The 19,471-nt window shown below is 55.4% G+C and carries 18 protein-coding genes and 1 pseudogene; 6 read left to right on the top strand and 13 right to left on the bottom strand.

Going from position 1 to position 19,471, the window contains the following annotated elements:
• Nucleotides 1-226: 226 nt before the first annotated feature.
• Entirely contained in the window at nt 227-1,693 is a 1,467-nt protein-coding gene (locus V6582_RS12940; protein ID WP_060716827.1) for a carotenoid oxygenase family protein, read from the bottom strand.
• A gap of 99 nt (nt 1,694-1,792) precedes the next feature.
• On the opposite strand from V6582_RS12940, the gene V6582_RS12935 reads away from it, so the two are divergent.
• Entirely contained in the window at nt 1,793-2,512 is a 720-nt protein-coding gene (locus V6582_RS12935; protein ID WP_156633872.1) for a TetR/AcrR family transcriptional regulator, read from the top strand.
• 87 nt (nt 2,513-2,599) lie between these two features.
• Here the strand turns inward: V6582_RS12935 and V6582_RS12930 are convergent.
• Together V6582_RS12930 and V6582_RS12925 are read right to left on the bottom strand one after the other, a co-directional pair.
• Nucleotides 2,600-3,767: pseudogene (locus V6582_RS12930) on the bottom strand (polysaccharide biosynthesis/export family protein).
• A 305-nt stretch (nt 3,768-4,072) separates the two neighbouring features.
• On the bottom strand, nt 4,073-5,011 hold the full coding sequence (locus V6582_RS12925) for a LysR family transcriptional regulator (RefSeq protein ID WP_156633877.1): 939 nt from the start codon (nt 5,009-5,011) through the stop codon (nt 4,073-4,075).
• A 356-nt stretch (nt 5,012-5,367) separates the two neighbouring features.
• On the opposite strand from V6582_RS12925, the gene V6582_RS12920 reads away from it, so the two are divergent.
• A complete protein-coding gene (locus V6582_RS12920; protein WP_156633879.1) occupies nt 5,368-6,321 on the top strand; it encodes a ring-cleaving dioxygenase in 954 nt (317 codons plus the stop codon).
• Here the strand turns inward: V6582_RS12920 and V6582_RS12915 are convergent.
• A complete protein-coding gene (locus V6582_RS12915; protein ID WP_156633881.1) occupies nt 6,318-6,479 on the bottom strand; it encodes a hypothetical protein in 162 nt (53 codons plus the stop codon). The genes V6582_RS12920 and V6582_RS12915 overlap by 4 nt on opposite strands.
• Nucleotides 6,480-6,564: 85 nt before the next feature.
• Between V6582_RS12915 and V6582_RS12910 the strand changes: the two genes are divergently transcribed.
• On the top strand, nt 6,565-7,143 hold the full coding sequence (locus tag V6582_RS12910) for an alpha/beta hydrolase (protein ID WP_234889818.1): 579 nt from the start codon (nt 6,565-6,567) through the stop codon (nt 7,141-7,143).
• 49 nt (nt 7,144-7,192) lie between these two features.
• On the opposite strand, the gene V6582_RS12905 is transcribed toward V6582_RS12910, so the two are convergent.
• The 7 genes from V6582_RS12905 to V6582_RS12875 form a co-directional block, all read right to left on the bottom strand.
• Entirely contained in the window at nt 7,193-8,284 is a 1,092-nt protein-coding gene (locus V6582_RS12905; protein ID WP_349508847.1) for an IS5 family transposase, read from the bottom strand.
• A gap of 302 nt (nt 8,285-8,586) precedes the next feature.
• Nucleotides 8,587-8,814, bottom strand: coding sequence for a hypothetical protein (locus tag V6582_RS12900; RefSeq protein ID WP_156634658.1), 228 nt, complete (start codon nt 8,812-8,814; stop codon nt 8,587-8,589).
• A 227-nt stretch (nt 8,815-9,041) separates the two neighbouring features.
• Nucleotides 9,042-9,311, bottom strand: a complete 270-nt coding sequence (locus V6582_RS12895; RefSeq protein ID WP_087730399.1) for a DUF1488 domain-containing protein — start codon at nt 9,309-9,311, stop codon at nt 9,042-9,044.
• A gap of 101 nt (nt 9,312-9,412) precedes the next feature.
• Entirely contained in the window at nt 9,413-9,577 is a 165-nt protein-coding gene (locus V6582_RS12890; protein WP_156634659.1) for a hypothetical protein, read from the bottom strand.
• Between the two features lie 298 nt (nt 9,578-9,875).
• The gene (locus tag V6582_RS12885; RefSeq protein ID WP_156634660.1) at nt 9,876-11,153 is read right to left on the bottom strand and encodes an O-antigen ligase family protein; all 1,278 of its coding nucleotides are present in this window, start codon (nt 11,151-11,153) and stop codon (nt 9,876-9,878) included.
• Between the two features lie 6 nt (nt 11,154-11,159).
• Complete coding sequence (locus V6582_RS12880) at nt 11,160-12,440, bottom strand: polysaccharide biosynthesis/export family protein (protein ID WP_156634661.1); 1,281 nt, start codon at nt 12,438-12,440, stop codon at nt 11,160-11,162.
• Nucleotides 12,441-12,534: 94 nt separating this feature from the next.
• Nucleotides 12,535-13,212: a sugar transferase gene (locus V6582_RS12875; RefSeq protein ID WP_156634662.1), complete on the bottom strand. Its 678-nt coding sequence runs from the start codon at nt 13,210-13,212 to the stop codon at nt 12,535-12,537.
• 785 nt (nt 13,213-13,997) lie between these two features.
• On the opposite strand from V6582_RS12875, the gene V6582_RS12870 reads away from it, so the two are divergent.
• Both V6582_RS12870 and V6582_RS12865 read left to right on the top strand, forming a co-directional pair.
• A complete protein-coding gene (locus V6582_RS12870; protein ID WP_156634663.1) occupies nt 13,998-14,273 on the top strand; it encodes an exopolysaccharide production repressor protein in 276 nt (91 codons plus the stop codon).
• 272 nt (nt 14,274-14,545) lie between these two features.
• A complete protein-coding gene (locus V6582_RS12865; protein WP_156634664.1) occupies nt 14,546-15,562 on the top strand; it encodes a glycosyltransferase family 2 protein in 1,017 nt (338 codons plus the stop codon).
• A gap of 126 nt (nt 15,563-15,688) precedes the next feature.
• Here the strand turns inward: V6582_RS12865 and V6582_RS12860 are convergent, their stop codons facing one another.
• The gene (locus tag V6582_RS12860) at nt 15,689-16,654 is read right to left on the bottom strand and encodes a polysaccharide pyruvyl transferase family protein (protein WP_156634665.1); all 966 of its coding nucleotides are present in this window, start codon (nt 16,652-16,654) and stop codon (nt 15,689-15,691) included.
• Nucleotides 16,655-16,727: 73 nt separating this feature from the next.
• Entirely contained in the window at nt 16,728-17,687 is a 960-nt protein-coding gene (locus V6582_RS12855; protein WP_156634666.1) for a glycosyltransferase family 2 protein, read from the bottom strand.
• A 236-nt stretch (nt 17,688-17,923) separates the two neighbouring features.
• Here V6582_RS12855 and V6582_RS12850 point away from each other — a divergent pair, with 236 nt between their 5' ends.
• On the top strand, nt 17,924-19,402 hold the full coding sequence (locus tag V6582_RS12850; RefSeq protein ID WP_156634667.1) for a lipopolysaccharide biosynthesis protein: 1,479 nt from the start codon (nt 17,924-17,926) through the stop codon (nt 19,400-19,402).
• Nucleotides 19,403-19,471: the final 69 nt, after the last annotated feature.

The raw sequence follows: 19,471 nt of genomic DNA, 5'->3' as shown, positions 1-19,471 counted from the left end.
CAGTCTGCTCAAGAATTGCTGCTGGCCTGGTGAAAATGGTGATTTCAAGAACCGGAACGGAGCGTACTTAAAGTACGTGAGGCTCGGTAAGCGCAGAAATTGCCATTTGCAGACGGCCAGTGGCGATTATTGGACGGACTGTGAGCCGTTTCGGGCCCTGCCAGCACCGCATCAGACCGAAAACCGGAGACTGGCTTTCAAGTCCGATGCGGCCCTTAAGACTACCTCAAACCGCCTTCAGCTGATCGCCCGGCACCCAATTGCCGTGCAGCGACATGCGTAGACGCATCGGCAACTTGATGGTTGCAATCGGTCCGTCGGACAGATGTTGCGCATCCAGCACGAGGAGATCCGTGGCGCGCTCCGCCAACCGATTCACCAGACCGATCACATAGCCATCGCCTTCAGGCGCGTCCGGCCGGCGAGGCACGAAGATCGGCTCCTGGAAACAGGACTGATCGTCGGCAAACCAGAGCTGGGTCTTACCCGTTGCAATATCCAGATGCGCCAGCTGGTTGAAGAACTGGAACGGACGGGGACCGATCCGGGCTTCATCAAAGGGCTTGGTCGGGTCCATAGCGATCACAAAGCCATGGCGATATTGCCGGCCGCAATAGCGGTCGTCGCTGCGGGGAAATTCGCAAGCGAAACTGGTGAGTGGCTTAACTTCGATATTGTTGCCGCTCGACCGCATGTCGAAGGTCCAGCGCATCATCTGCGACGACAGGGTTTCCGGCGGCGGCACCGTGCCATCCGATTGCGGGAAGAAATAGAAGATATTGCCTGATGTAACGGGCATATCGACAAAGATCCTGCCGCCGTCATCGAAGGCATTCAGCGTGTGGCCCTGGAAGCCGTTGGGCGCCTTGAACCAGCGCACATCGCGTCCGTCGCCATCCCGGCGCAGAATGCCGAACAGCTGGTCGAGACCCGGCTGCCACTGGAAGTGCTTGCCGCCCTGCTTCATCCGCTCCAGATCCGCCGTCAACGGCATCAGCGGGAAAATTACGAAATGCTCCGTCACCGCGAAGTCATGGATCATTGCGGCATAAGGTGCGGTAATCCACACTTCACGCTTCATCCGGCCGTGCTTGTCGATCTCGTAATAGACGATGTCAGGGGTAGCCTCACCCTTGGCCTCGTAGCCGAAACACAGCAGATCGCCGGTTTCAGGGTCAAATTTCGGATGGGCCGTGAAGGTCGCGCTGGTCAACTGGCCATCGAAATCATAAAGGCCGATGGTTTCAAGCGTGACCGGGTCGAGAGCATAAGGTGGGCTATCCTCCTTCAGCGCCAGCAGCTTGCCATTGTGAACAACGACATTGGTATTGGCGGTGGAGTTGGAAATATCCTTGACGCTCGGATCGTTGGTAAAGGGATTGCGATAGATCCCGTGCAGGGAGGCGCGGGCGTCACGCTGGGCCTTCAATCGCTCGGTCATCACGTAACGACGCTGAAAATCAACATGGCCGTTCTTGAACCGGAAGGCGCTGACAGCGCCATCGCCATTGAAGAAAATGTCCTCTCCAAGCATGGGGGGATATTGCGGGTCGGGAGCAACCTGAAAGAACGTGCCGTCGATCTCCTCGGGCACTTTGCCCTCCACTTCGAGATCATAAACCTGGCCTTCAAAACGGGCCGGCTTGTAGAGCGATCCAGTAAATTCAGGCTTATTTGGAAATGGGACTGTCATCGGATTGACCTTTCATAACCGTACGATATTGTACATATACAGCCATGTGACAGACGTCAAGTTATAAACGTACATCCCCGTACGATTTCAGGAGGCGCCATGCGTGTCAGAACCCAGGCCAAGCGCCAAGCCATTGTCGACATTGCCGGGTCGATGTTCCTTCGCCATGGCTATGCCCAGGTGTCGATGGCCGCGGTCGCGGCAGAAGTCGGCGGATCGAAAGGAACGCTCTATGGCTATTTCCCCAGCAAGGCGGATCTCTTTGCCGCTTTTGTCGTTCAGGCGGGTGAAGATGCCTTTGCACCTTTGATGGAGGTCATCGACAAGGAACAGGACGCGGCAAACACGCTGAAAGCACTCGGAATGAACTATCTGAGGCTGCTGCTGCGCCCCAAGATCATCGCAATCACCCGTCTGGTGGTGTCGGAAGCAGGCAGAGCCACCGATCTCAGCGCGATTTATTTCGACATCGGCCCACGCCGGGTTCTGGACCGCTTCATACAGGTTTTCGAGGCGATGAAGATATCAGGTAAACTTGTCCCACCCGATAGCGCGAAGGCGGCACGGGAATTCAAGGCGCTGTGCGAGGCCGGTCTTTATGAACCCGTGCTGCTTGGTGTCGCCGGAATTCCGAGCGAAAGCGACATGGAGGCCAATGTCGCCGCCACGGTCGATATTATTTGCGCAAGGTATGGCCCGACAAGATCGCGGCGCCAACCGACAACTCCAGCAAAGCAGCCACCGACCACCCATGCGACACGGCAGGAAACTGCCGCAGGATCCGCTAACCGAGAAAGCTCACAGCATATCATCTTATAGAATATTAAATATATCAAGCACTTGACGTGTTTTCATGGGAAATACCAGGCGTCATTCTCAATGACGCCTGGTCTAGATCCCTCAAACTCATTCCGTCAAAGTGCGAACACCGGAAGCGGTACCGACCGGGGTTGCGATCAATTGCATGAACTTCGAGAAATCAACCGTCGGATGACGCGAGGCGTAGATGACATCGCGGCTCTTGATCGGGAAACTCTGGCCGACAATCAGGCTATCCGGTGAACGCATGTTGAACCGATAAACGATCGGGTATCGGCCATCCTTGTTCGCAGCCATGCCCTTGGACTGCAATTCGTGGAACCGCTTGGCGCCCAGAATATCCATGACGATTTCCGGCTCCTCATAGCGGAACACGAAATAGCCTTCCGCATCCACCTGGGTATCGGACCCGCCGCCGCCAAGTGCAATCGCTTCCAGGAGGTTCAGATCATTGGCACCGAAGGCTAGGCGCCCATTCTTCTGCACTTCACCCAGAATGGTGAAGGTGCGCGGATCGTGGGTGACATAGATCTGATCGCGCGGCTCAACATAAATGTTTTCACGCGGATTTTCGATCAGCGACTTCAAAAGCACGCTGGCAGACTTGGTGCCTCGCACCAGGGTTACATCAGGATTCATAGGGTTCGCTGGAAGCCCCGCCAGCCCGTGCGATCACCTCGGTGAGCTTGTCTCCGGCCAGGGTCAGCTCAACATTCGAAGGCTTGCCGACGGAGCCGGAAACCGTGACGGAACGCGAAGCGGTGCCTGCCGCCGTGACAAGAACATCAGGCTCCACCGCCTTATTGACCAGCTTGGCCAGAATGGCCTTGCGCGCCTCTTCCTGGGTCTTGCCAGCCAAAACGATCTGTCCGACATAGGGAATGGTGCCGGTTCCATCCGGCTGGATCACCACATCGATGGTGGTCTGCTTGGACTGGCTCGTCGAAAACAGCCCGTCAGATCCCGCTTCGAAAATGCTGATCTTCAACTGATCGCCAATCCCGATCACCACACGGCCAGCCCGTCCACCAACACCGAAACGGCGGCTGAACATCGAATTTGAAAAACCGGAAACCGTCCGGGCAGTCCGCTGATCGACATCCACAACATCGAAAACCGATGCATTGGGCCTGTTCAGCTCCTGCCTTGACTTCCCTGCCTGGCCCTCGATTTGCGAGGAAAGCGGCCCTGACGCCGGTAGAGTATTGCATGCAGCAAGACCCGCAGTAACAAAAACTGCGACAACCTTTTTCAACGGGTAACTCTCCACTCGCACAACTCCTTGGCGCTTCCACAGTGCGACTGCCATCGCAGACGGTGGGCGCAACAAACTACTAGCGGCCTTCTACGGCCGTTTCAAGATACCCTCTCTACGCCGACACTATTCAAACAATCTTAACGAATTCTCACCCATCGACTTTCAACAGGAAAAGCGTGGCAAAGAATGTTCCGCAAAGACGCAGACAGCATAGCAAAGGTAAACTTTCCCCGACCTGACCCTGATCTCGCTTCTGGCGCCGACCGAGGAACTCCTATGCCCAGAATACGACATCGGCGAGATCAAAGTTGCTGGAGGGCATCGGAACGGCAAGGCGATACCCCTGCGATCAGCGGTCGCAGGGGTATCAATTGAGAGGCAATGAAATCCATGAACACGCGAATACGAGGTGAATGCCGCAGGTCCTGATGGGTCAGCAGCCAAAGGCTGGCGGAATAATCGGCAATGGTCGGCGAAAGCCGAACCAGGGCGGGGCGTACGTCACCTATGAAACAGGGAATATGGCCAATGCCGATGCCCACCTCCACCGCATCGGCCAATGCCAGCACAGAATTGGCGCGGTAACGCAGCTGTTTTGGCGCCAGCTGTTGCGTGGCCGCCTTAACCACTTTCAACCCCGCCATGTCTTCGCCCAGGCAAACCCAATTGGCGGCATCGAGTTCTTCCGGCGACGCTTCGGATGCGGCGACAAAATCCTGGCCGCGACCATAAAGCGCCCAGGCGATCAGGCCGATGCGGCGTCCGACAAGCGTGTCCGGCGGATTGTCCGTGGCGCGAATGGCAATATCTGCATCCCGCCGCGAAAGATTCAAAGCATTATTGCCGATCACCACATCCAGCTGAATATCAGGATAGGCCTGCTGGAACCGGGCAAACAAGGGCGTCAGCAAATATACCAGCAGACTGTCGGCCGTCGTCACCCGGATTTCACCGGCCGGCGCAATCTCCCGGCCCTGCAGACGGCGCTCCAGCTGCGCAACCTCCGCCTCAATCCGCTCGGCAGTACGCACCGCTTCTTCCCCGGTCGGCGTCAATGCATAGCCTGAGCGCCTGCGCTCGAACAGCGACACATCCAGTGCCTCTTCCAGGGCGCCGAGCCTGCGGAACACGGTGGAATGATCAATCCCCAGTGCCGCCGCTGCCCCGGCCATGCCCTGGGCCTGCGCTATGGCCTTGATGAGCCGCAGATCGTCCCAGGCCAAGGATTTTGCTGCCCGCATGATAAGCCTCCAGTTTTTTCCAGAATGCATTCTGATTTCTCACGACGCAAAGTCAAGTTTGCATGAATGCAAGCAAAACCAGCTGCAATCCGAACGGCAAGCGCCTATCTGTTGGCTATCGAAAGCGCCGCATCATTACCGACATCGGGAACCGAAGTCCAATCCTGCACCTGCTTTCACGGCCCAGAGTTTGTCAGGGAAAAGTGGTCACCGGTTTTCCCAAAAAGACAAACGAAAACAAAAGAAGCGAGAGTCAGTCTGGTTCAGTCTGAACCTGACAGACTCTAGAGAACCAGAAACGCGGCAATTCAAACCGCCCGGCGTTCTCAATGCTGACCAAGCAAAGGAGAGTTCACATGGCATATGGCATTCATCACGTCACAGCAATTGCCGGCCCTGCGCGCCGCAATCTCGATTTCTACACCCGGGTTATCGGTCAGCGCTTCGTCAAGAAGACTGTGAATTTCGACGATCCAGGCACCTATCACTTCTATTTTGGCGATGAGGCCGGCAATCCCGGCACGATCATGACCTTCTTCCCCTGGGAACATGCTGCACCGGGCCGCCTTGGCATCGGTGAAACCCAGGAAACCGGTTACCGGGTCCCGAAATCCTCCCTGGGCTTCTGGACGCATCGGTTTATCGAACAGGGCGTCGTGCACGAAAAGCTCGAACAGCGCTTTGGCCAGACAGTTCTGCCCTTCAAGGATCCGGATGGGATGCGACTTGCCTTGGTCGGCATTGAAGACATCGAACACGAAGCCGCCTGGGCTGCACCGGGCATTCCCGCAGAGCACGCGCTGCGGGGCTTTCACGGTGTGACGCTGCTGCTGGACAAGATAGACGCGACGGCTGCTATCCTGACCGATGTGTTCGGCTTTGAGCAGCAGGGCAAGGAAGGCTATGTCACCCGGTATCATGTGCCTGGCACAGAGATCGGTGGGGTCGTGGACCTGCGCGCTGCGGGTGAATTTCTGCCTGCCCGGCCAGGTGCCGGCTCGGTGCATCATGTGGCCTTCAGAGCGAAGGACGATGCCGAACAGGCGGACATGGCTGAAAAGCTGCGTAAGAACCATGGCTTGCAGACAACGGAGCAGAAAGACCGGGATTATTTCCGCTCGATCTATTTCCGCTCTCCCGGTGGCGTGTTGTTCGAAATTGCCACGCTCGACCCAGGCTTTGCCGTCGATGAACCAGCAGAAACCCTGGGTCAGGCGTTGAAGCTGCCTAAGGGCCTTGAAGGCTTCCGGGGCCGGATCGAGGAAATGCTACCCGATCTCGGCGATCTCAGCGCAGCTCAGCAGGACTAGAGTTCGTCAGGAGACGTGACATCCGGTTTGCGGAAAACCCGATGCGGAAACAAAAACGACAGCATCGTATCGATCCAAGTTTTCTGCGCGATGCTGTCCTCCGGTGCTAAAAAATGCGGCGCGTTACCGAAACGCGCCGCCGAAACACGATCCTGCATTTTATCAAACGCCCGAATGCTGCAACACATTACATTTGCTGCACACCTCGCGCCTCAAGCCGGGGCAGCCTAGGAGAAATCCGACATGACCCATTCCCACATCTCGTCATTCATCCATCAATTCGTTCCGGCGACGGTGCCAAACCTTGCGCCCTTACTTTTGCTGCATGGAACAGGCGGCAATGAAAATGAACTCTTGTCGCTCGGTGCCGCCCTTTCACCGGGTGCAGCCCTGCTATCACCCCGTGGACAAGTTCTGGAACACGGCATGCCACGCTTCTTCAGACGGTTGGCGGAAGGTGTGTTCGATGAAGATGACTTACGGGTGCGGGCGGCGGATCTGGCCGGTTTCATAAAGGAGGCCCGCGCGGCTCATAACCTGGCAGCCCCGGTCGCAGTCGGCTTCTCCAATGGCGCCAATATTGCCGCCGCTCTGCTGTTGCTGCATCGCCAGGCCTTGGCTGGTGCGGTGCTGTTGCGGGCCATGGCCCCACTTCAATCACCGCCGGGAGCGCATGAGAGTAGCGCTGGCGTCCCTGTTCTCGTCCTATCCGGAGCGATGGATCCAATCGGACACCTCGATTTACCGGTCGCAGTTGGCAAGATGGTGCCGTGGATGTATTTCCGCGATGAACTCGCGCGGATGATCGCCCATTTTTTGTGATGATTGCCGCATCTGCGGCATGCATTTCGGCCTTCCGGCCAGCTGCGCGTTATGCGGTCCGTGGTTTTCCAGTCAGCCAGACATAGCGAAGCATGTTGTAGGTGATATTGGCCATGCCGATCTTCACCCTCGCTCGGCTGATTCCGATGGTGCGCACGAAGAGCTTCATCTTGTCCTTCTGCCGCGCAAAGACATGTTCGATGGCGGAGCGGACCTTCGAACGACGGCCGTTGGCGCGCGACATCGCCTCCGGCATGGGTTTGCCCTTTGGCTTCTTCTGATGGATGTCGGACTTTAGGCCATTGTCCTGCAACCATTCCTCGTTGGTCTTGGAGCGATAGGCCGTATCGGCCCAGACCGTCGACGCGGTATTGTCTTTGGTCACTACGTTTCGAAGCTGGGCTCCGTCATGGGCGCTCGCACTCGTCACCGTCCATCCCCGGATAAAGCCATGGGCTCGGTCGATGCCTGCATGGTTTTTGTAACCAAACATTGGAATGGCAATATCGTGCTGGCCAGTCGTCGTCGACGTCGGCGTCTCCGTTGGCCGTTTCGCCTTGGAATACTTCACTGTCCATCGCGCGTCGCGGTCCTTCTGGGCCAGCCTGGCGGGTTTATCCTTCCAGTCCTCAGGGATTTCGCCGGCCTTGATCGCGTCTTTCTCGTCCTGGCTGTTATGTTGCTTGGGAGCCTGGATGATCGTGGCGTCAACGATCTGCCCGCCTTTGGCCAGATATCCGGAACGTGAGAGATGCTTGTCGAAACGGGCAAACAGATTATCAATGGCACCTGCACGCACCAAACTCTCTCGGAACAGCCAGATCGTCTTGGCATCCGGCACCTTCTGCGAAAGGGAAAGGCCAAGGAAACGCATAAACGACAGCCGGTCCTGGATAACAAACTCCGCTTGGTCGTCGGAGAGATTATAAAGCGCTTGCAGCACCAGGATTTTAAACATCAGAACCGACGGAAATGGTGGACGTCCACCCTTCGATCCGTCGGACCGCTTCAGCGCCTTCGCTAAAGGTTTTTCAAATATCGCCCATGGAATGATGCTGTTGAGCTTCTCCAGCGGATCGCCGACGGCACTCAGCCGTTCGTAACGATCATCCAAATCCCAAAAGCCCGGTTGCCCACGCATCATCCGCTCCCAGAAAATCACACTGGCCGGATTGAATCATGAAACGCGGAAAATGGGGAGGTTTTTAGAGGTGTCCAATCGTTCCGGCAGACAATGCAGAACGATTGGTCGGCTCGCTTGAAGCTGTGGGCCATACGGTCAGCCACGAAATCCTGCCGGCGGGGCATAATCTCACCCAACTTGATCTATCGATCAGCAAGCAGTTTCTGGACGCAAATTTCGCCCCGGCTGCGACCACCTGATATGACAGGCCCTTTGGGCTGCGGATGAAGTCGCAATGCGGCCTCTCCGTCCAAAGCCGTCTACAGCTGACTAGCGCGTTTGGTTGCGGGCTTTGTCTTGGCGGCAGCGCGGATTTTCTCTTCCTCCAAGGCATGCCTCATTTCACGCAGCCGCAAGGTCTTTTCCTTCTGCCGCTCGAGGGCAGCGAGATGTTCATCCATCGCCTGCTGCCCCTCCTGCTGCTTCACCAGTTTTTCCTGGGCGCGAACAGCGCGGCGCTCAACCAGATCCTCATCTTGATCAGTCAATGTAAAATCCCTTTACTTAGAGGTTGCCCGAATTACTGCATAATTTTCTCCTTAAATCGCTTCCGATTTAAGGAGAAAATTATGCAGTAGATTTAAAGTGCTACAGTGCCCTTTGTGCGTTTTATAAACCGCACGGCGCTGTAGGGGTTGCACGCGGCAAAGTGGACACGGATTTCCCCAAATCCGTCAGGTTCAGCGTGAACGTGGCAGATCCTGCCAGTCTACGGTCAACGGAAATCCGCCGCGGTCAAAAGATACATGTTGTTGCCGCCTTTTTTTCCATAGGCTTTTCTTGCGACATCCAGAATAGAGCCGCGCAGATTGTCGAATGCGGCGAGGAAGTCGTGTTCCCCGACAATGACCTTGGCCATAGCCTTGGATATCGCATCGAGTTCCACGAAAAACCGAATTTCAAACATGCCGTCGTAACCAAGAAACCGGATGCGGTGTCCCTTCTCATCGAAACTGCGGCTACTATTGGGGAAGGTTAAAGCCATCGCATTATTCTCGCTCGCGTGTTTCAGAGAAAAGAAGGGATCACCGGGGTTCCCAAAGGGACAAACCGTCGCAATCGTCTTTCAGCAGACCCATCCAATCATCACAGCAGTCTTTCACCGCCATCTGCCGGCTTGCTACGCTTTTGGCGCTTTTCGGTTTTTGCCGGTTCAGGCTGCTGCTCAGGCGCAGTCTCATTTGAAACTGCCTTTACGGCTGGCGTTTTTGCCGGTGCGGCATCCTCGGTAATGGTGGTGAAGCGAATCATGGCTTAATCCTTCGAATGAACGGGCTTGAGCAAAGGGATACGGTCAGGAAATCGACTGTCGATTATGACGGTGACTGCACGCTTCCCAAAATCCAACCTGATTTAGGAAACAGTATACAGCATCTTTAAAGTGCTAAGGCGGCTGTTGTGCTTTGGAAAAACACATAGCGCCATATCTAAATTCCACGCCAGCCAAAGAAAGCACAACGCAAAGGCGGCACCCTGCAAGCAAGGTAGCCGCTCACACATATATGATGCAGGAGCAGTTCTTTTACAACGGCTACAGCGCCCTTGTTTTTTAAAGGTTGCGGGCGCCCGATGTCCCATCACCATAATAGCGCACGACACTTGAGCGTGTCACCGGGCTGGCGCGGCGCTGAACAAGCTTGCCCAGCATGAAATAAAGCAGGAATGAGCCGATCTGATAAGCGAAGATAATATCGATTTCCACGAAAGCCCGCTCGACCAGTAGCATGGCGAGGCCAAACAGCACTCCGGCCTCTGGATCACGGGCATTGACGAGCAGACGTTTGAGATTGCCGATCAATGCGACAACCAACATGGAAACCAGCAGACAGAGACCGATAATCCCCGTCTCAACGGCGGTTTCAATGAAGGTATTGTGGAAATGAAACCCGGCCCGGGTCGGAATATAAAACTCATCCCATAGCCGCTCCGCCTCGGAAAAGCCCTGGACCCAATAGGCTTGGTAACCGACGCCAAAAATCGGATTGGCCAGGGCTGCCGCTATGCCCTGCTGCCAAAGATAGGTTCGCCCGGTCAGGGTCGAATCCTTGCCGAACGCCCCGAGGATCAAATCGACGCCGCCAGCATAAACGAACGCCGCAGCCCCGAGCCCGCCAAGCACCACGCCAGCCACAACCAGCACAATACGATGGCGGGGCGACAGGAGAATAACCGCTCTCAACACCAGGGACGCGCCGACTACCGCCATGACGGTAATGACCGATGTGGCCGACTCCGACGCAAACAGACAATAGGCCGATAGCAAAGCCAACCCAGCCGGCGGCAGCATCCATATGCTCCGCTCTTTCAGGATAATGATCGCGGCGAACGAAAAATACACACCGAGCGAGGCATAAAAGCCCAGCTGGTTCTTTGACGAGAAGGCGCCCACAAAGCTGAAGGAACCGTCCAGGGGATCCAGAAAATAGGAGCCGAACAGCAGCGAATAGACCAGCACGATGCCGGTTCCGATCATTGATCCCCTCAAAAAAGACCGGATGCCCACCACACGCATGGCAATCAACGCACAGACGATATGCGAAAAATATTGCAGCGAGGCCCTGACCGTCACCGGTGGTGCCGCCGACCAGAAGATCGACAGGATGGTCAGAATGCTGAAAGCAAAAATCGGAAGATAAAGGCCGTAGTTACCGAGCACGCGCCGATAATTCACTGCAATCAGCGGCAGCCAGACCCCGTAATAGGCCAGAATGGAAATCTGCCCGAAACGGGCAGAATAGGCAAAAACGAAGTAGGAAAGCGCAATCGCCGTAACGGCGTAGAGACCATTGCGTTCCGGGTCGATCAAATGCGATTTGGCGATCCGCATTGACCGTTACCGCATGGCTGGCTGAGACAGCTTTACCGTAACCTTGATCACATCGCCGGGCGTCACCGAGGTATTCTCGTCCACGGCGATTTCGGTGGGCTTCCCATCCTTTTCGCGGACAATGGAATAAGCGACATTGGCTTCGCCATCGGCATTCTTGGCGCTGGCGCTTTCCGAAGATTGCAGCAGAGATTCGGCCATGAGGCCACGGCTGGTGGAAAGCTTCAACGCAATCTGGTCCAGCTCGGCTTCAGTATCCTGCAATTCCTGGGCAAGCTGGGCATCCCAATCGTTGCGGGTCGTGGTTTCGTCCTGCTGGGCCTTGTTCAGGTCCTGCTTGGCCTTCAGCGTATTGGTATCGATATCCAGAAGTGCCGACTGCAAATCCGACACCTGCTGCTCGACCGCCAAACGACGCGAACTCAGCGCCAGGCCCTGCTCGCTCAAGCTATTAACCTTGTCGCGGTCTTCCTGAACCATCGTCAACTGACGGGTCTGGGTCTCGGACTTCTTGCCGAGCGCCTCGATTTCAGCCGCAAGCAAGGTCTTGAGGTCGGCGAGCGACGACAACTGAACCTTGAGCTTGGCGGTTTGGGAATTCATCAAAGCCGCTTCCGATTCAACCAGCTGATTGATGTCGGGAATGGATTTCAGTTCCTCGGGAACTTCGATCGTCTCTTTTTCATTCATTTCCGCAAGAACGCGGATACGGCGGACCAGCAAACGGTTGCGTTGGGAGACCAAAACGGCGCCATCGCCCTGTGCCTGAAGGAAATCGCGCGCAAAACGCTGCCCGGCATCGGCGCGCTTCAAGCCGCCTGCCACACTCAGGGCCTTCAACACCGTCATACCCGGTGCATAGGGATATTCACCCGGAGCCTGAACTGCGCCCGCCATGTAGACGGGACGATACTCGGAAATTTCAACCGATGCGGACGGCCGATCGCTGAGACCGAACAATTGCTGCATCTTTTTGCCGATCTCGTCGGCAACGTCGGCTGTGGTCTTGCCAGAAGCCGGCAATTCGCCGATGAACGGCAGAGATACCTGGCCCGCAGCGCCGACGGAATAGTCGCCACTGACGGCGGCCCAGTCCCGTACGGCGCCCTCAGCCGTCTGCCACTCCGCCACCCGAACGCGGATCTTGTCCATTACGCCCAAACGATAGTCATCTGCCAATGCCAATCCCGGCACAGCCGAGGACAGGCAAAGCGCCAGCGCTGCAACGTTCAAGGTCGTAATGCGCTTGGATGACCGAAATCCTCCAGCAAATCCGTAAGCCTTCATGGCAGATCCTATGCGTATTCAATAAAAATGCGGCTGGCCTAAACGCCATTTCGGGCAGCAGCCCGATTGGCTCCGCCCTTATGACATGCTTTTTTTAGTAGCTGCCGCGAGACAGGCACACCGCCGGAACCGTGCGGACCATGATGAGTACATCCCTGGCCAGCGACCATGTCTTAACATATTGCGTATCCATAGCCACCCGCGTTTCGTAGGAAACGTCGTTGCGGCCGCTCACCTGCCAGAGACCGGTCAGGCCAGGGCGGGTTTGCAGATAGAAAGCAGCGGCACTATCGTACATTTCCAGCTCGTCTTCGACGACAGGCCGGGGTCCGACAATGCTCATCTCACCCTTGATGATATTGAACAGCTGCGGCAGCTCGTCCAGGCTGAGCTTGCGCAGCACGGAACCGATCGCCGTTACCCGGGGATCATTTTGCAGCTTACGGGTGGCACGCCATTCTTCATAGGCTTCCGGATTGGCCCGCAGGTAATCCTGCAAAACCTTGTCGCCATTCTGCACCATGGTGCGAAACTTCATGCAGTGAAATTGCTGGCCGTTATGTCCGATACGGCGATGGCCGTAAAAAACGCTGCCACCATCGGTAAATTTCACCATGGCTGCAATCATCAAGAACATCGGGCTGAACATAATCAGCGCCATCGTGGCGATGAGAATATCAAACCCTCTCTTGGCAAGACCACCAACCGGCTGGGCACCGGTTGCGGCGGTCGTAAAAAACGGCGAACTGGCCGATCTTGTCGCGGACTTCATAGAGGTAACTCCATTTACGTGGGCGATTGGTCGGGTCCCGGCGGGACGCGTCCGTGGTCATTGAGCCCTAGTGTGTGGTGATAATTTGTCCTTCGCAATACCCTTTGCAGAAAACCTTCCAGACGATGGAATGATAGTGATTAGAATATGTGTTTTCTTCACACTACAATTTAAGTATTTAATGTCCCGTTGTGACACTTAGGTTTCCATTTTTGGATATTTCGCAATGAAAATCCTTTAACCTTCCCGCAAATGGAATGTTTATTACTTGTAATATAAATGAGGACTCCACGAAGTTTCATAAATTCGTCATGTAAAATGGAGGAAACACGGTCAGGTTGATGTCCCCCGGCAGGGATATTGCATTGCATCATTATGGTGCGACGCATATAGGTTTAAAACAATATCCTAATATTGTAACAATTCGTGATTGAACTGGGTAAAGATTTAATGAATTCGGAAAGGTGAAATATAGGTTTTCAGCTAGATCACCGACGGCTCTCAGCGAACAACTCTCCTATTTCAGCACGCAACCCGCTCTATCGAAGCACTGTCGCAAGCCAAGGAAATAGTTAGTAATTCCCTAAAGCCGCGAGAAAAATTGACTGATTTTTGTAACGGTCCTGCAAGCCATTTGCTCTATTATCGTGGCAAGATTGCAGCCAAAGGCCCGTACAAACATGAAGATTGAAAGAATGAGGCAAGGTGCCTATATTCATTTTGCCTCTGAGGAGAAGGCAATGGCTACGATCTCAAGATCAATCTACCGGGGGAGGCTCTAAATTATGCATGCGCCTAAGGTCTTCTTTAGCATGATTGGTGCACTGCTGGTGTTTGCAGTTGCGACTTATTTCCTGTCTGGCTCGCTTGCTGGCACGCTCATTAAAACAGTTTTGGCGGCTATTGTTTTGCAGGTCGGTTACTTCTGCGCTGTCGCTTATCTTGTTTTCCAGGAAACAAAGCGCCGCACGCAGGCGACGGGGACCAGCGACGCGACAGCCAGCAACGGCGCGATCCACGCACTTGGCAAGACGGGTCAGACCGCATTGCGCAACAACTAACCGGCCTTCTTTTCGCCTGGCCGCGTTTCAGCCAAAATCAAATGGCAAAGATTGCGCGAAAGCCGTTGACACGGCTCACTTCGCCAAGCATTTGTGTTTGAAAGTCGTGTTCGGCTTGGAAAACGGTTGATTTGGAGCAAGGCGATTAGAACCCCGGGAGACATCCACTGCCTTTCCGGTTCCTGCCGTAATGTAGGGGAAATTTTGCTTCGTCATCTGTTCGAATCAGAAGCGCGCTACCTGCGCGTCAGATTAGAGTACGGGAGACCGTAATGACGATGAATTCCACCGTATGCGTTATTATTGCAGCTAAAAACGCTGGCGCCACCGTGGCGCGGGCTGTTCGTTCTGCCTTGGCGGAAGCCGAAACGCAGGAAGTGGTCGTTGTCGATGATGGATCGGTGGATGGCACCGGCGCGGAAGCCCTGTCCGCCGATGACAATAGCGGCCGCTTGAAAATTATCCGTTTTGACCATAATCGCGGCCCAGCCGCCGCGCGCAACTGCGCCATTGAAGCATCGACGGCACCTTTGCTGGCTATTCTCGATGCAGATGATTTTTTCCTGCCAGGCCGCTTCACTCAGATGATGGCTGAGGACCAGTGGGATTTCATCGCCGACAATATCGTTTTTGTAAAAGAGGAATGCGTTTCTAAGGTCAGTACCGACGTCAAACATTTTCGGCGTCAGGCGCGCCTGTTGGTGCTTGAGGATTTCATTGCCGGAAATATTTCCCAGAGAGGCGCGCAACGCGGGGAAATCGGCTTCCTCAAGCCGGTCATGCGGCGCGATTTTCTGGATTGCCATGGCTTGCGGTACAATGAAAAGCTCCGCCTCGGTGAAGATTATGATCTTTATGCGCGCGCACTCGTCGCTGGCGCCCGCTACAAAATCATTCATAGCTGCGGCTATGGTGCCGTTGTCCGCCATGATTCGCTCAGCGGCAAGCATCGCACCGAAGATCTCAAGCGGCTTTACGAAGCCGACCGCTCCATTCTTGCCAATCCGGACCTGACGCAGGAGCAGAGGTCATTGTTGCTCCAGCATGAAAAGCACATCCGCGATCGCTATGAGCTGCGCCATTTCCTCGATTTAAAGAATAATCAGGGTGCAATGTCAGCCATCGCCTATGCGGCGACCCATCCTGCGGCCATACCGGCCATCATCGGCGGGATTGCAGCCGATAAGAAAGACGTGCTGATGGGTGGGAGCCCACGCCCTCAATCTGCCCAATCCTCTGGGCCTTTGCGCTATCTCTTGCCTGTCATCGCGGATGCAGATCAAAGATAGTGTTTTTTCAAAAAAAACCTGAACCACAGCGCTGTAACACGTATTTTATAAAACGTTACAGCGCTTCATACAGAAGAAGTCTGCCCGGCTCAGAGTAAACCGGACAGACGTGCATAGCCTGTATGATCAGGAGGCCGCGCCGATACCATAATCGCGGCGGACGCCGTCAATGACCTCCAAGAACCGCGCTTTGCGCTCTTCCAAAACTGAATCTCGGCTCAGTTGTGGCTCTGCCCGACTTGCTTTCCACAGGCCAAGCATGGCTGGGCCCGCCAGGACCTGCTTAACCACGGTGCGCAATCCGGTCTGCCTTGGACCCCGCGCTTCAACCACCACGGCTTCGTCTATCGCCCGGTCGTTTGGATTTTCCGGTGGCGGATTGGCGTTTTCAAAGCTCATGCCCCAGAAGCTGTCACCCTTCATTTTTGCTTCTGCCCGGCTAGACAAAGGTACACGCAAAGGTTTATAAGTGACACCAAGGGTGGAGGCCCAATCGTTCCACTTGAAGTTATTGATGGCCACCGATGTCGTGACAGCAACCCAGGGAACGCGTAACGCATCGGCAATGATGGCGCCATGCATCGATTCGGCGACGATAACCTCCGATTGCAGAATCTGGCGGATAACCGCCTTCGCCTCACCGCAAGGATCGATATAGGTGAGGCCCAGTTTAGGCACGATTGATGACCAAACACCGGCTACGGCCGATTCCCAGTGGGGAACGAAACTCTTTTTATAGAGTTTCGGCAGCTTCTGGAATTCAGGCATGTCGGCCAGCATCACCGCAGGATCGATCACACCTTTTTCCGGCGGCAGGCCAAGCGCCTTGGCAGTCAACGGACCGCGCACCGACCTTATATCCCATTCTTCCGGACGGCTCATATCCGGCAGGCTTCCGTAGCCAAAACCGCTGCCGATCACCAGTTTATGCTGGCCTTCCGGCAAAAGAGCGCGATTGAGAACAGTTCCGACGCCAACGAGCAAAGTTTGCGGATGAACTTCACGAAAACCTGGCAGGAGAAAGTCCCATAGCCAAAGGTTCAGGTCGTCACCGAAATTTCCATGGGCGGATTCCCAATAGTAAGGTTGCATGAGTGTTCCTTTACGGGGCGAGGCAGACGCCCGATGACAATGCATGATCGCTGCATTGCAATATCCTTTTATATCAGCGGGAAAATTTGCCAACTGCAAGGGCCAAAGCACTTTGCACGATGGCAGGATCTCGTCTCATCCATCGCAATAGCACACCGAACTGCGGTACCTTGCGGCGTTTCACCATGCCCATCTGCCCCCAGAGAGCATTTTTACGCGCCGTCTGCTTATAGTGCTGGATAAAGCTTAAAGCCTCGGGTTTGTTGACGAATCGCCGCTCAAGCGTATCGAGCGCCACCCAGGTATTCAGCTGCTGCTGGAGAAAGGCAGGAGAACTCGAATCAATACTGTGGAAAATATTGATCCCCTCGCCCCGCTCAGCCCCGGCGGCATCGCACAGGATGACGCGCTTGGCAGCCAGAACGCAATCGCAGAAGAACAGCACATCTTCAGCTGCCAGCCGAAGTTCGGCCTCAAAACGGATTTTCTCAAACAGCGGGCGGCCGATCACCATGCAGGACAGATGCAGAAAGCTCCAGTTCTTCAGCATCACCACTGGCATTTCCGGCAGTTCGAGCACCAGTGGCACCTCCTGAAGCTGCACGGTTTTCTCGGTCTTTTTCAGCTCGGCAACGCTGAAATGATAGTAGAAATCATCTCCGCCGTGGATCGATGCCCAATAGCAATCCGCACCGAAGCGGGTCATCGCCTCATAGGCATTTTTCAGGTGGTCCGGCACCCATTCATCGTCGGAATCCAGGAAGGCGGCGAAGTCACAATCGGCAGCAATTGCGTCCAACCCGGTATTGCGGGCACCGCCCGGGCCACCGTTTTCCTGCTTGATCACCCGAATGCGGGCGCGGTGTTGCGGCTCCAGCGGCTGCAATTCCAGATCGATGGAATAAGGCGACTGGTCATCGACCACGATAATGTCAAAATCCTGAAATGTCTGGGAAAAAACTGAGCCCAGCGCCCGTCTTAAAATTCCTGCTTCCTTCTGATAGAAGGGAATAATCACTGTCAGCTTCGCCATCTTTTTGCCCTGTCTTTTCTCAACAAAGAGGTTCAGTTGCCTGTTATGTGCCCTTGCGCTATCAGACTACGGCGCCTTGCACCATATTCCATGATGCAATCATGGTTAGCCATAGCGCTTGTGTTTGCCGCTCTGAAAGCAAAACCTCTCCATGAAACATACAATTTTGGCGCTTTCCCACAACCCTTAAGAGCTCTCATTCGCTCTTTCGCTCCCAGACCCAAGGATGTTTGCCCATGCCGCCAACCGTCAATGCGAAATCCGTAACCCGGAATGTCGGCTGGAGCGTCCTATCCAAAACAGGCACTTTCGGGCTTAAATTTGTCACGGTCCCGATCCTGGCGCGCATTCTCACCCCGGATCAATTCGGTGCGGTCGCCGTTGCGTTAACCGTGGTGCAATTTCTGGCGATGATCGGCGGTGCGGGTTTCGGTGCGGCTCTGGTCATCCAGGAAAAGGAAGAGCCGGAGACGATCCATTCGGTTTTCTGGGCGAATTTGATCATTTCCTGCCTGATGGCAACCCTCCTTTACGTGTTTGCCGAACCGATTTCGGCCATGCTGGGGGCAGTCGAGGCCGCGCCGCTGGTGCGTATCATGGCGGTGCTCATTCCGCTGCAACTCACCGGTGACGTTGCCTATGCCCTCCTGGCGCGGCGGATGCAGTTCAGCCAGGATGCGCTGTGGAGCATGATTTCCGAATCGGCTGGCGCCCTGATCGCTGTCGGCATGGCATTGATGGGCTATGGGGTGATGGCGCTGGTGGCGCAATTGTTTTCCTCCTCCATCATCCGGCTTTGTGGGCTCTATTATGTATCCGGCTATGTCCCGGGCTTTGCCTTCAAGCCGCGCCGCATCCTGGCGCTCGGCCGTTTCAGCCTCGGGATGATGGGGTCGGAAATCGCCAATTTCATCACTTTCCAATCTCCCATGGTGGTGATTTCCCGCTATCTCGGCCTGTCGGACGCCGGCGCTTATTCCGCCGCCAACCGGTTTTCCAGCATTCCCAATCAGGTCGTCCTTTCCGCTGTCATGGGCGTATTATTTCCCGCCTTCAGCACCATGATGCATGACCGGGATCGACGCTCTCAGGCGTTGATGTTGAGCACGCAGGTGACGACCGTGCTGTTGGCACCGATGATGTTCGGCATGTGGGCATTGGCCGAACCGGCCATGCTGGTGCTGTTTGGACCGCAATGGGCCTGGGCCTGGCCGGTTCTCGGTCTGCTCGCCTTGTCCAAGGGCATTCTCACACCTTGCAGTACGTTTATTCCCTATCTGAAAGGCGTGGGACACGGCGGTACGCTCTTCTGGTGGGCCGTCATCCGGGCAATCGTCACCACCGTCGCCGTCGCGGTTGCCGCAGCCTTCGGAAACCTGGTCGATGCCATGGTGGCGCTGTGCGTCGTCAATGTCGTCGTGCTCTTCGGCTATTCCTGGGTGGTGTTCCGCGCTGACCAGATGCCCTTCCTCAAGGGCATGTTTATTTCCACACGGCCGATGGTTACCGCCCTGATCATGGCTGGCATGGTACGCGCCCTTCTTCATTTTTATGGGTATCTCGTCCCCAATCCTGTACTACAGGTGTTGATTGGTGGATTGATCGGCGGCACAATCTACGGTGTATTCGTTGTTCTAACGGAGGCCGAATTGTTGAGAAAACTGAAAACCATGGTGCGCAATCGCAGAGCCGTGCCCCCCGCCCCCGCAGAATGACGACAACCGCTACAAACTGCTCTGCGCCGCCTCATTATCGAGCCATTCCGGGAAAACCGATGGTGGAGG

Origin of the sequence: Agrobacterium vitis (genome assembly GCF_037039395.1) — a bacterium.
GTDB classification, from domain to species: domain Bacteria; phylum Pseudomonadota; class Alphaproteobacteria; order Rhizobiales; family Rhizobiaceae; genus Allorhizobium; species Allorhizobium vitis_E.
The sequence above is the reverse complement of the archived record's forward strand: the minus strand, read 5'-3'. Positions and strand labels throughout refer to the sequence as shown.